An 11,046-nucleotide genomic window follows, 5' to 3' on the forward strand; every position below is an offset into this window, starting at 1 on the left:
TCCGAAGCCGGCCCTGACGTGAAGACCGCGAAGGCTGCCGTGGACAGGGGACGTGGAGCCGTCCGCAGCATCGCCCCGCAGGGGATCGTCGACCTGCGGGGCCGTACCGATGCGGGCCTGTGCCTGTCCTACCCGCGGGACGCGGTCGTCGTCATAGCCGGGCTCCCGGGCAGTGGGAAGAGCACGCTGCTGCGTGCGTGGGCCGACGCGGGGACCGTTCTCGACCCGCGGGCCACGCGCGCCGACTGCGAAGCGCTCATGCCCTCCTGGCTTCCCTACGGCGTGTACCGGCCGCTGGCCCGGCTGCACCACATGCGCCGGATACGCGGGGCCATGCGGGGCTCCTCCCCGCTGCTCGTCCACGACTGCGGCAGCCGGGCCTGGTTGCGCCGATGGCTCGCCCGCAGCGCCGACCGGGCGGGCCGGCAGGCGCACATGGTCCTCCTCGACGTCGGGGCCCGGGAGGCCCTCTCGGGCCAGCGCGCCCGCCGGCGCCTGACGTCGCCCCGGGTCTTCGCCACCCACGAACGGGGCCTGGACAGCCTCCTGTCCGGCATCGGCGGGGGCGGCCCGGCACGGTCCACGGGCTTCACCTCGGTGGTCCTCCTCGACCGCCGCCTGCGCGACACCTCGCCCCGCGCCCGGTTCACGGACCCGCCCCCGCCGCGGGGCGGACGCCGGGCGGACGGCCCCGCGGGCTGAGCGGCCGGCCGGGGCGTCCACGTCCGGGTGCCGCCGCCGTTCCGCAGCGGGGTCGCCGTCCGCTCGGGGCCCTCTCAGTCCCCGACGCGGGGGACCTTGAGCTTGGCCCAGGAGGTGGGTCCGGGGGTCCCGTCGGCGTCGGAGCCGGTGTAGCCCAGCGCGCGCTGCCAGGCCTGGTAGGAGCGGACGTCGCCGGGACCCCAGACGTCGGCGTCGGCCGAGCTCCGGTAGCGGTCGCAGCCGACGTCGACGAGCCGGTCGTGCATCGCGGCGATGACCGGGCTGCGGCGCCCGGCGGTGAAGAACCCGCCGCCCGGGAACGGCTCGAAGGCCGAGTCGGGCGGCGTCCACCGCCAGGCGGTGACGGCGGGGCCGCCGCGCGGGTCGGCCGGATCGGCGGTGGGCGGGCACTGCCCGTCGGGGAAGCGGGGCGCGAAGTAGCCGGTGACGTAGCTGCTGCGGCGCGGGTTGGAGTGCGACCACACGCCGTTGCCCTGGCCGCGGTCGACGGATCCGGCCTGGATGCTGTTGCCGCCCTTGGTGTACACCGTGTCGGCGTCGAAGCCGGTGACGATCTCGGTGTGGGCGCCGTCGCCGAAGTCGACCCAGGCGCCGACGGAGGGGTACGCGGACCACTGGCCGCGGGCCCTGGCCCACGAGGCGAAGGCGCTCACGTTGTCGACCTTGGGGACGACCGCGTCGAGACCGGTGTCGTGGTACATGCACCAGTCGAAGATCACGCACCAGGGGACGCCGTTCTCGCCGAACTCCTCCCCCCAGCGCGTGTAGTTGTCCCAGCCGTCCCGGCTGTTCCAGCCCTCGTAGACCTGCTCGCGGACGGCCATGAGGTGGTCGGTGAGCTGCCGCCACTGGGGTGTGCTCATGGGGTGCCTCCAGGCGTGACGGTGTCGCGGATGACGGTCCGGCCGTGGTGCGGTGGAAACGGGCCCCCGGGGCAGGCTCCGGGAGCGGGCCCGGCCGGGCGCGGCGACCCGTGGGCGGCGGGCTGCCGGGCCGTCCGCACCGAGGTGTCCGGAGCCGTCGGTCCTCCTCAGGATCCCCGGAACCCGGGCGCCCGACACCGCCCTGATCTGTAGAAACGATTCAGCTGGATCCGGCGGGTGCCCCGAAGCGCGCGAGGCGGTGCCACACCTTCTTGACCGCCTGGGGGTCGTGGCGGCCGGCCCGCACCGCGTCCCCGACGACCCGCGGATCGAGGACGCCGTCGACCGCGATCCGCGTGCCCAGGTCGACGTGCTCCTGACCCCGGTAGCCGGGACGCCGGCGCAGCTCCGCGACATCGAGGACGGACCCGTCGTGCCACTCCACGGCGCAGCCGAGCCGCAGGGCGGCGGCCTCGACCGCCGAGCCCCGGTAGCAGGGGTCCAGGACCAGCGCCTCCACGTGGCGGTCCGGCCGCAGGGGCCCGTGGACCTGCGCCTCGATGTAGTCGTCGAGCTCGTCCTGCCGGTCGGCGAGGGCCAGTTCGGCGAGCCCCATGGAGGCCGCCACGCCGAAGTCCGAGGGCTCCGGGAAGCTGTCCGGGTAGCAGAACGTGGTCCGCGCCAACGAGGCGGGCGCCGGCCGGAAGGGCGCGGACCCGAAGCGGGGCGCACCGCCGGCCGGCGTGTGGCGGAAGTTCAACGCCCCGTAGACGGGCCGCTCTTGGGCGGGCGCCGCGTCGTACGCCCCGTCGGAGATCCGGCTCTCCCAGCGCCACCGGTCGCCGCCGGGGGCGGGAGGGTCGGGTGGCGGTGACTCGATCGGGTGGTGTGCGGGGCCGGTGGGCGAGGCGGATCGATTCGCCGCCGGGCGGCCCTTCTAGGGTCGGCCACCAGAGCCCCAGATCCGTCGACGCCGTGCCGCAGAAGGCAGCCGGGAGGCCGCGCATGTCCCGTTCCGTGTCCGATTCCCCGCAGCACCGGATCTTCGCCATGCTGGACGTGGACGGTGACGGCGTCGTCACGCACGCCGAGTACCTGGGCCGGGTGGAGCGGGTGGCGTCGGCCATGGGCCGCGACGCCTCGCACCCGGTCGTGGCCGCCTCCCGCGCGGCGCACGAGGCGGTCTTCGCGGACATGGACCACGACCACGACGGCCGCGTGACCTTCGAGGAGTACCGCTCCTGGGTGGGGCACGACGCCTTCGAACGCTCCTGCCGGCCCGCTCTGGGCTCCCTGTTCGACATCGCGGACGCCGACGGTGACGGGCGCCTGGACCGGGCGGAGTTCGTCCGCATGCGGGCGGCGGCGGGGAACGCGGAAGCCGGTGCCGCCGCGGCGTTCGGCGACCTGGACGCCGACGGTGACGGGCTGGTCGACCGCGACGCCTACCTGGCGGGGATCCGGGACTTCGTCACCACGGGCACCTCGCCCATGGCCGCGTCGTACGGCTCCGGCCCGTCCCTCCTCGACGCACGCGGCCGGTAGGAGCCCTCGTGCGCCGCGTGATCTGCTCCATGGGCATGTCGCTCGACGGCTACATCGTCGGCCCGGACGGCAGCTTCGGCTGGACGGCGCCCGACGAGGAGGTCTTCCGCTTCGTCATGGAGGAGGAGCGGGGGGTGGGCGTCCATCTGCTGGGACGGCGGCTGTACGAGACGATGCTGTACTGGGAGACCGCCGACCAGGACCCGTCGCTGGACGCGGCGATGCTGGAGTGGGCCGCGCTCTGGAAGCCGCTGCCCAAGGTGGTGTTCTCCACCACGCTGGAGACGGTGGAGGGCCGCGCCCGCCTCGCCACCGGCGGCCTGGCGGAGGAGATCGGGCGGTTGCGGGCCGGGCCGGGGGAGGGCGACATCGCGATCGGCGGCGCGACCCTCGCCGCCGAGGCGGCCGCGCTGGGGCTGATCGACGAGTACCGCACGAGGGTCCACCCGGTGCTGGTCGGCGGCGGCATCCCGTTCTTCCCGCGGCACGAGCGCCGGGTGGACCTCGAACTCGTCGGGACCCGCACGTTTCCTTCGGGAGTCGTCCACCTCCGCCACCGCGTGGTGCGCGGGGGGCCGACCGGATCGTAGGCGCCGTACTCCGGCACGGAACACCCGCGACGGACCGTTCGTTGGGACGTCCGAGTGATCACACGATCACAGGGAGGAACCCGCTGCATGACGTTCCCTACCGCCAATGTGGCAGCCCCGTTGACACTCGACCGCCGCACCGGGCCGCACGGCGAGGTGGTCCTGCGCCGCCGCGACGAGACCTACGAGATCATCGTGAACGGCTGCTTCCTGATGGACACCTCCGACGGGCGCTCCGAACGGCTCCTCGTCGACGCCGCCCTCGCGCGGACGGCGGCCGCGGCCCCCGCGGTCCTGATCGGCGGCCTCGGCGTGGGGTTCTCGCTCGCCCATGCCAGTGGGCAGCCGCGTTGGTCGCGCATCGTCGTCGCCGAACGCGAGGACGCCATCATCGGCTGGCACCGCACCGGCCCCCTGGGCGCGATCACCGCCGCCGCCCTGTCCGACCCCCGGGTGAGCATCCTGCACACCGACCTCAACGACCACCTGCGGACTGCGGGGGAGCGGTACGACGCCCTCTGCCTCGACATCGACAACGGCCCCGACTGGACCGTCACCGACGACAACATCGGCCTCTACTCGCCGGGCGGCCTCGCCGCCTGCCGTGCCCGTCTCGCCCCGGGCGGCGTCCTGGCCGTCTGGTCCGCCCAGCCATCCGCCGCGTTCGAGGAGGCCCTCGGACGCGCCGGGTTCGAGGAGGTCCGCAGTGAGGAGGTGCCCGTCGCACGCGGCGTCCCGGACGTCGTGCACCTCGCTCGCAACCCCTTCTGATCACGGGCCGGCGCCCGTGCTCCACCGCCGCCGAGCGCGCCGCGGCGGCCCTGGCGTCCGCAGGGTCGTCCGCGACGCCTCCGGCGAGCTCTCGCAGGGCGAGGCGCCGCTGGCCGACGCCTGCCGCGTGCTGCGCGCTGCGCGAGGACCTGTGCTGCGCCGCCGCCCGCAGCCGTGGCCGGTTCTGGCTCGCCGGCCGCCCCGACACGCTGCTCGCCTGGGACGCGGCCGGCGGGGCGCTGTGCGTGGAGAGCGCCGGGCCGTGGCCGGCGTCCCTGCCGGACGCGGCGCGGGACATGGTCCCGCCCGGGGGCCGGGCGGCGGCCGCCCTCGACCGGCACCGCGACCACGGCGACTGCTGCCAGCACCTCGGCCTGCCCCGCGGCCTTCGACTCCCTCCTCGACCCGGCCTGACGGCCCCACCCCCCCAGAGCGAGCTCGCGACCGCCGTCAAGAGCGCCCGGGAGACGGCCCTGCTGCCCTACGCGAGCCGCTGACGGTCGACGGTGCTTCCGGCGGCGGGCCCGGTGAGGTGAACCTGTACGCCGGACGGCGGCGCGGGCGCGGGCAGCGGTGGCGGTCGGCCGGGGCGCGCCCGAGGCTCGTGCGCGGGGGCGACCGCGAGGAAGGGCAGCAGCCGATGCCGCAAGCCGAGGAGGAGGGGCTCACCGCGCCGCCGGCCGGTGCGGCCGCCCAGCACCGCAACAGGGCCGGGCGCCTGAAGCCGGTGATCATGCGATCGAACCTGCTTCCCGCGTTCCTGGTGCTCACGGTCATGATGGTGGCCCTGTGGCTGATGGGGATGCCGTTCCTGCAGGCCCTGACGATCTCCACGGGAGTGAAGGTCGCGGCCGCCCTGCTCGTACTCCGGCGGGCTCCGGAACGCACCGGGGGATGACGCGAACGGCCGCTGTCGTGCGCGTGTTCTAGGGTCGGTCCATGAGTACGCGGAACCAGACCCTCGAGACGCTCCTGTCGCAGATCGCCCGTCAGGAGAACGTGTGGCAGGCCGAGAAGGACCTGAAGGCCCTCGGGTCCGAAGGCGTCGACGGGCTGCTGGAGATACGGCGGAACGGGCCGGGCGCACTGCGCCGCCACGCGCTGCACGCACTGGCGATGCTCGGAGCCGGGGACGGGCTGGGCGATCGGGACCGGCGGGCGTTGGAGCGCCTCGTCCGGATCAAGTTGCCGGACGACCGGCCGCTGGACTACCACTGCCCGTTCCAGTGGATCGCGGTCCCGGCCGCCGCGTACGAGGGCGTCTTCGAGGCCCTGGGGCTGTACGACCGCATCCCCGCGACCATGGCCATGGGCATGTCGGCCGTCTTGCACGACACGGCGGTGACGGCCGGCCCCGACGGTGAGGAGACGACCGTCCACCGGGTCTTCGTGACGCCCGAGTTCGCCGGGTGGCGGATGGTGTTCGGCGGCCCCGTGTACCGCTGCGCCGAGGAGGAGGTGCTGGCGCGCGTCAGCGCGTACTGCGGGCAGGCCCACTTCTACTTCCGCGACGCCTACGACGACGACCACGGCTGGGCGATCGCCGAGCGGGGGCGGGTGGTCCGCTCGTACTGGACCTACCGCGAGCCGGCGTGGACGGGCGAGCCGATGTCCTGGGAGGCCCCGCAGGCGGAGGACGAGTCCGGGGAGCCGGGTGGCCACGAGCCGAACGCCTCGTGCGAGACGTCCGCCAACGGCGTGGCGCAGACGCTGACCGTCGACCCCGAGCAGATCGACGAGGACACCCCCATGACCGGCCACGGCTGGCTGGCGGTCACCGCGCCCGGCGTCGGCCACGGCCCGTTCCCCGGCGCCCTCGAGATCTGACCTCCCCGCCCGGCGCGCGGCCATCCAGGGGCGACACGTCCGTATTCGTCAGATCTGCATCGGAATCTCCATGGATTAAGTGTTATTGATCTATTTCGAACGTACCGCACATGGGAGGTATGCAATGCGTACACGTCTTCTCCGTCTCACCGTCGTGCTGGGGGCCGCCGCGGCGCTCGGTCTGGGCGGGGCCGCGGCGGCGAGCGCCGACGGTGTCGGCAACTCGGGCATCGGGAACTCCGGCGTGGGCAACGCGGGCATCGCGAACACCGGTGTCGGCAACGCGGGCTTCGCCAACCTGGGCCTGGGCAACGCCGGCATCGCGAACTCCGGCATCGGCAGCGCGGGTATCGGGAACTCCGGTGTCGGCAGCTCCGGCATCGGCAACTAGCGCCGCGGAGTACTTCGCGCGCTGAGCCGGTCCTCCTGCGGCCGGGACGTCACCGGGCGGTGGTCCGCCGGTGGCCCCCGCCGGCCCAGGGGGCCGGCTCGACGCATGGGGTCCGCGGGGGGCCCATCAGGGGACGGTCCCGCCCGCGTTGCGGATCAGCTGCCGGAGCACCTTCAGCGTGGTGACGTAGTCCGCGTCGTCGATGCCCGCGTGGAGGGCGGCCCGGATGGCCGGGGCGTTGCGTGCGAGGTCGACGCGGGCCCGTTCCCCCTCCTCGGTCAGCCGCAGCCGGTCCCCGGCGTCGCGGGTCAGCCAGCCCCGTTCCACGAGCACCGCGGCCTCCGCCGCCAGGTCGTCCTCGGGGCGGATGTAGGAGGACATGGCCTCCCGCAGTTCGGCCGGGGTCATCCCCTCGCCGTCCGGTGAGATGTCGTTCGCCGAGAGGTTGCGGAGCAGCCAGAACTGGGGCTGGGTGTAGCCCTTCTCGGCCTGCCGGGCCCGGGTGAAGGCGATGAGCGCCTCGTAGGCGACCCCGGTCCAGTAGGCGGCGGGCTGTCCGGCGAGTTCGGCGTCGGGAAGCGGCTGGATCGTCATGGGACGAACGTAGGACCTCAAGTGCCGTTGAGGTCAAGCGCGTGGTCCTCCGGGCTCCGCCGGCGCCGCGCGGCGCCCCGGAGGCGGTGGCTGGATGTCGGCGTCCGGCTTGGGCTTGTGGATCATCGACCGTTAACCTCCCTCTAGTTGCTCAAGTCAACCAATGAGGAGCGTCATGGACGAGACCACCGCACCACTCCACCCCTTCACCAGCCATGTGGAAGAGATCCTGGACGCCCTCGCGAAGGAGCCCGGCCGTGAGGCCCTGGTGCACGGGGACCGGCGCGTGAGCGCCGGTGAATTACGCGGTCTCGTCCACGGCATGGCCCGCGCGCTGCGGTCCCAGGGGCTGGGCCGCGGGCAGACGGTCACCCTCCTCGCCGGCAACCTTCCCGAGACGATAGCGGCCCGCTACGCCGCAGGGCTGCTCGGCTGCGCCGTGAACCACCTCTACGCGGGCCTTTCGGCCGACGTGCACGCCGACATCCTGCGGGACGTCGAGACCCGCGCGCTGCTGGTCGACCCCGCCTACCGCGACCGCGCCGCCGACCTCGCCCGGCGGGTGCCGCTGGAACGGGTGCTGCTCCTCGGCGGGGGCACCGGTGCGGAACCGGACCTGGTGGAGCTGGCCGCCGAGGAGTCCACCGGGACCCTGCCGGGTGCGGCGCGGCCCCAGGACGTCTGCACCATCCGCCACACCGGCGGGACCACCGGCCATCCGAAGGCCATCTGCACGACCTACGGGCAGTGGGTGTCGGTCCGCCCCGGCTGGTCCGAGGAGGGGGACGTCAGGACCCTGGTGTGCACCACCCTCGCGCACGCGGCCGGTTTCCTGGCGGACAGCACGCTGCACCGCGGCGGAACCGTCGTCCTGCTCGACGGGTTCGAACCCGGGGCCGTGCTCGCCGCCATCGAGGCCGAGCGCATCTCCCACCTGTTCCTGCTGCCCCCGCTCCTCTACCAGTTGATGGACCACCCCGGGGCGGACCGCACCGACACCTCCAGCCTCCGCTCGCTCACCTACGGGGGCTGCGCCTCCTCCCCGGCACGCCTCGCGGCGGCCGTCCGCCGCTTCGGCCCCGTACTGAACCAGTTCTACGGGCAGAACGAAGCGGGCGGCATCAGCGTGCTCTCCCCCCAGGACCACGATCCGCAGCGGCCGGAGCTGCTGCGCACCGCCGGGAAGGCCATGGACGGGGTCGAGATCGCCGTGGTCGACGCCGACGGCCGGCACCTGCCCGTCGGCGGGCACGGCGAGATCTGCGTCCGCTCCCCCCACGTGATGACGGGCTACTGGAAGCAGCCCGAACTCACCGCGGAGGTGCTGCGGGACGGCTGGCTGCACACCGGCGACATCGGGTACCTCGACGCGGACGGCTACCTCACGATCGTGGACCGGCTGAAGGACATGATCGTGGTGGTGGGAGGCCACGTGTACACGGTGGAACTGGAGGACGTGCTGAACTCCCATCCCCAGGTCGCGCAGAGCGCCGTGCTCGGAGTCCCCGACGCCAACCTCATGGAGCGGGTCCACGCGGTCGTCGTGCGCACGCCGGGCGGCGACGTCGGCGAGGAGGAGCTGCGCGCCCTGGTGCGGGAGGCGAAGGGGGCCATGTACGAACCTGCGGGCATCCGCTTCGTCGACGCCCTGCCCCTGACCGACGCGGGCAAGCCGGACAAGAAGCTGCTCCGCGGCCGGGCCCTCGCGCGGGTCGCGTCCGTCTGACCCCGCCGCCCACCCCGCCGCGGCCCGCGCTCTCCTAGGGCCGCCCGTCGTTCGGGCCGGGGCGGGCCGGGCCGGACGTCAGTGCGCGGAAGGCGGCGGTCGCCCGGCGGGCGACCGCGTCGGCGTACGGCACGTAGACGGCCGGGTCGGCGTGGTCGACGAGGGGCAGGCGCACGGCGACCTCGTACGTGTGGGACGTGTGATAGGCGAGCCGGTCGGGGACCAGGGCCTGCGCGAAGCGCTCGATCTCCCAGTCCCACCACTTGTACCGGGTCGCCAGCCCGTTCGCGATGTTCTCACTGGTCACGACCGCCAGGCCGTAGACGCCGGAGGGCCTGCGCACGAGGAGCACCCGGTCCGGGTGGAAGCCGCCGGCGCGCCACTGCCCCGCGTACAGGTGCCCCGTCGGCATGCCCGGCGGTGTCCCGAGGAACGCCGTGGTGTCCGGCAGGCCGGACCAGGTGAAGTGCACCCACCAGCCGTGGCGCGCTTCGTACGGCCTGTCCCTGACGGCGCCGATGCCGGGCCGGCCGGCCGCCTCCAGGGCCTCGGCGGTCGCGGTGACCGCAGCGGCCACCGCCCGCACGGCCTCCTCGCGGGCCCGCTCGTTGCGGACCGACGCGAGGACGCGCTGCCACCAGGCGTCGACGTCACCGACCGTCTCGCGGAGCTCGACCGGCCAGTCCTGCGGCGTCTCGCCCCGCGAGGCCAGCTCCCGCGGGGTGCTCCCGCCGGGCAGCGGTCGGTCCGCGGCCGCCTGGCGCCACTCCCACGCCTCGAACCGGGCCCGGGCCTCCTCGCGCCGCCGTTCCTGTTCCCGGTAGGCGCGCCGGCCCGCTTCGACGCGCTCGGCCTCCTGCTCGGCGATCCTCCGCTCCACGGCCTCCCGCACCGGCCGGTAGGCGTCCGCCGCGGGCTCCACCCGGTCCAGGAAGGCGGCCTTGGCCCTCCCCTGCGCCGCCTCGCCCCACCGGCGGCTCCCCCACCGCCTGCGCCATCGCCGGACACGGTCCTCGACCCGCTCCCATTCCGACAGGGCGGGAGCGAGTTCGCCCAGGTAGACGAGGGCGGCGGCGTTCCAGGCGGCCATCTCCCGCGGGGCGCCGGGCACCTGGACCCGGGTGCGCGACACGCGGGAGAAGCGGAGCACGCCCGCGAGGGCGCGCTCGTCCCCGCCGGCCGCCTCGGGGAACCAGTACAGGGTGACCAGACCGGCATCGGCGATCGCGTGGTTCAGCCACGAAATTTTCAGGGCCATGGCCCGAGGATGCCCACGGGGACCGCCCCGAAGCACCGGCCCCGACTGCCGGACGATCTTGATTTGCCCCAATTGCCTCATAGGGCCCGGGATGTGACTCCGCCCACGCTGCCTTGACCCGGAACAAAGGGTTACCTAAGTTCTGCCCCATGTCCTCCTATCACTCCACGCCCGCCACCGGCCCGGGCGACGCAGCAGAGCCGGTCGACTTCGCCGTCGACCTCACCTCCCAGGAGATACTCCGGCGCGCCCAGGTGATGGCCGCGCTCGGCCCCGACTGGGACCCGGTCGAGGTCCTGAGGGGCGAGGAGGAGGCGTACGACCTGCTCTACTCCGGTCTCGACGCGGAGCAGCAGCGCGTGTACGACGACCTGGTGGCGGCCGGTGTCCTGCCCGTGCGCGGGGGCGGCCATGCTGCCCCTTGACCCCCAGGCCGAGATCGGACGCCGGGCCTGGGTGCCCTGCCCCCGGTGCGACGACACCCGGGGCTGCGAGCCGTGCGGAGAACGCCGGACCTGCTCCCGGCACTGGCGCTACCTGCTCTCCAACAAGGGCAGCCTCCTCCACCTCCAGTGCCCCGGCTGCACCCACGTCTGGTCGCACGAGAGCGGCTTCGGCGCGACCCGCTCCCTGTAGAAGGGGAGCGGTCCGCCTCGGAAAGCGGCGTTCGACGCACCCGTTTCCTTCGCCCGGGCGGGCGGGAGTGGCCCGGGTCACGCACCCGAGAGGCTCGGGGCGGACACGGAAGGTGAGATGGG

General features: G+C 74.1%; 13 protein-coding genes and 2 pseudogenes. 11 read left to right on the plus strand and 4 right to left on the minus strand.

What is annotated here, in order from left to right; genetic code table 11:
- Positions 1–39 precede the first annotated feature (39 nt).
- Positions 40–702 carry an AAA family ATPase gene (locus tag ACIRBY_RS03050; protein ID WP_403895159.1) on the plus strand — a complete coding sequence of 221 codons (663 nt, stop codon included), beginning with the start codon at positions 40–42 and terminating at the stop codon, positions 700–702.
- Between the two features lie 74 nt (positions 703–776).
- On the opposite strand, the gene ACIRBY_RS03055 is transcribed toward ACIRBY_RS03050, so the two are convergent.
- A complete protein-coding gene (locus tag ACIRBY_RS03055) occupies positions 777–1,586 on the minus strand; it encodes a peptidoglycan-binding protein (protein WP_403895162.1) in 810 nt (269 codons plus the stop codon).
- A gap of 220 nt (positions 1,587–1,806) precedes the next feature.
- A pseudogene (locus tag ACIRBY_RS03060) lies at positions 1,807–2,436 on the minus strand (DUF3626 domain-containing protein); the annotation flags it as partial.
- 155 nt (positions 2,437–2,591) lie between these two features.
- On the opposite strand from ACIRBY_RS03060, the gene ACIRBY_RS03065 reads away from it, so the two are divergent.
- The 7 genes and pseudogenes from ACIRBY_RS03065 (at position 2,592) to ACIRBY_RS03095 (ending at position 6,710) form a co-directional block, all read left to right on the plus strand.
- Positions 2,592–3,131 carry an EF-hand domain-containing protein gene (locus ACIRBY_RS03065; RefSeq protein WP_403895165.1) on the plus strand — a complete coding sequence of 180 codons (540 nt, stop codon included), beginning with the start codon at positions 2,592–2,594 and terminating at the stop codon, positions 3,129–3,131.
- An 8-nt stretch (positions 3,132–3,139) separates the two neighbouring features.
- Complete coding sequence (locus tag ACIRBY_RS03070; protein ID WP_403895167.1) at positions 3,140–3,721, plus strand: dihydrofolate reductase family protein; 582 nt, start codon at positions 3,140–3,142, stop codon at positions 3,719–3,721.
- Between the two features lie 87 nt (positions 3,722–3,808).
- Entirely contained in the window at positions 3,809–4,492 is a 684-nt protein-coding gene (locus ACIRBY_RS03075; protein WP_403895170.1) for a spermidine synthase, read from the plus strand.
- Between the two features lie 140 nt (positions 4,493–4,632).
- A pseudogene (locus tag ACIRBY_RS03080) lies at positions 4,633–4,863 on the plus strand (GTP-binding protein); the annotation flags it as partial.
- A gap of 269 nt (positions 4,864–5,132) precedes the next feature.
- Positions 5,133–5,390 (plus strand): hypothetical protein, encoded by a 258-nt coding sequence (locus tag ACIRBY_RS03085; protein WP_403895172.1) that lies wholly within the window; start codon positions 5,133–5,135, stop codon positions 5,388–5,390.
- Positions 5,391–5,431: 41 nt separating this feature from the next.
- Positions 5,432–6,319 (plus strand): hypothetical protein, encoded by an 888-nt coding sequence (locus ACIRBY_RS03090; protein WP_403895174.1) that lies wholly within the window; start codon positions 5,432–5,434, stop codon positions 6,317–6,319.
- Positions 6,320–6,443: 124 nt separating this feature from the next.
- Positions 6,444–6,710, plus strand: a complete 267-nt coding sequence (locus ACIRBY_RS03095; RefSeq protein WP_403895176.1) for a pentapeptide repeat-containing protein — start codon at positions 6,444–6,446, stop codon at positions 6,708–6,710.
- A 126-nt stretch (positions 6,711–6,836) separates the two neighbouring features.
- Here ACIRBY_RS03095 and ACIRBY_RS03100 read toward each other — a convergent pair whose 3' ends face one another.
- The gene (locus tag ACIRBY_RS03100) at positions 6,837–7,304 is read right to left on the minus strand and encodes a MarR family winged helix-turn-helix transcriptional regulator (RefSeq protein WP_403895179.1); all 468 of its coding nucleotides are present in this window, start codon (positions 7,302–7,304) and stop codon (positions 6,837–6,839) included.
- Positions 7,305–7,479: 175 nt separating this feature from the next.
- Between ACIRBY_RS03100 and ACIRBY_RS03105 the strand changes: the two genes are divergently transcribed.
- A complete protein-coding gene (locus tag ACIRBY_RS03105) occupies positions 7,480–9,030 on the plus strand; it encodes an AMP-binding protein (RefSeq protein WP_403895182.1) in 1,551 nt (516 codons plus the stop codon).
- Between the two features lie 34 nt (positions 9,031–9,064).
- On the opposite strand, the gene ACIRBY_RS03110 is transcribed toward ACIRBY_RS03105, so the two are convergent.
- Positions 9,065–10,288: a hypothetical protein gene (locus ACIRBY_RS03110; protein ID WP_403895185.1), complete on the minus strand. Its 1,224-nt coding sequence runs from the start codon at positions 10,286–10,288 to the stop codon at positions 9,065–9,067.
- 149 nt (positions 10,289–10,437) lie between these two features.
- Between ACIRBY_RS03110 and ACIRBY_RS03115 the strand changes: the two genes are divergently transcribed.
- Complete coding sequence (locus ACIRBY_RS03115; protein ID WP_403895188.1) at positions 10,438–10,713, plus strand: DUF6400 family protein; 276 nt, start codon at positions 10,438–10,440, stop codon at positions 10,711–10,713.
- Positions 10,700–10,924 (plus strand): hypothetical protein, encoded by a 225-nt coding sequence (locus ACIRBY_RS03120; protein WP_403895191.1) that lies wholly within the window; start codon positions 10,700–10,702, stop codon positions 10,922–10,924. Before ACIRBY_RS03115 ends, ACIRBY_RS03120 begins: the two co-directional genes overlap by 14 nt.
- The last annotated feature ends 122 nt before the right edge of the window (positions 10,925–11,046 follow it).

It is taken from the genome of Streptomyces sp. NPDC096136 (assembly GCF_044763325.1).
Classification (GTDB): domain Bacteria; phylum Actinomycetota; class Actinomycetes; order Streptomycetales; family Streptomycetaceae; genus Streptomyces.

Bases quoted from the DNA above. Each gene is read 5' to 3' on its own strand.
- ACIRBY_RS03075 (WP_403895170.1), top strand. From the start codon at position 3,809: ATGACGTTCCCTACCGCCAATGTGGCAGCCCCGTTGACACTCGACCGC.
- ACIRBY_RS03100 (WP_403895179.1), bottom strand. From the start codon at position 7,304: ATGACGATCCAGCCGCTTCCCGACGCCGAACTCGCCGGACAGCCCGCC.
- ACIRBY_RS03115 (WP_403895188.1), top strand. From the start codon at position 10,438: ATGTCCTCCTATCACTCCACGCCCGCCACCGGCCCGGGCGACGCAGCA.
- ACIRBY_RS03085 (WP_403895172.1), top strand. From the start codon at position 5,133: ATGCCGCAAGCCGAGGAGGAGGGGCTCACCGCGCCGCCGGCCGGTGCG.
- ACIRBY_RS03120 (WP_403895191.1), top strand. From the start codon at position 10,700: ATGCTGCCCCTTGACCCCCAGGCCGAGATCGGACGCCGGGCCTGGGTG.
- ACIRBY_RS03095 (WP_403895176.1), top strand. From the start codon at position 6,444: ATGCGTACACGTCTTCTCCGTCTCACCGTCGTGCTGGGGGCCGCCGCG.
- ACIRBY_RS03090 (WP_403895174.1), top strand. From the start codon at position 5,432: ATGAGTACGCGGAACCAGACCCTCGAGACGCTCCTGTCGCAGATCGCC.
- ACIRBY_RS03105 (WP_403895182.1), top strand. From the start codon at position 7,480: ATGGACGAGACCACCGCACCACTCCACCCCTTCACCAGCCATGTGGAA.
- ACIRBY_RS03065 (WP_403895165.1), top strand. From the start codon at position 2,592: ATGTCCCGTTCCGTGTCCGATTCCCCGCAGCACCGGATCTTCGCCATG.
- ACIRBY_RS03055 (WP_403895162.1), bottom strand. From the start codon at position 1,586: ATGAGCACACCCCAGTGGCGGCAGCTCACCGACCACCTCATGGCCGTC.
- ACIRBY_RS03110 (WP_403895185.1), bottom strand. From the start codon at position 10,288: ATGGCCCTGAAAATTTCGTGGCTGAACCACGCGATCGCCGATGCCGGT.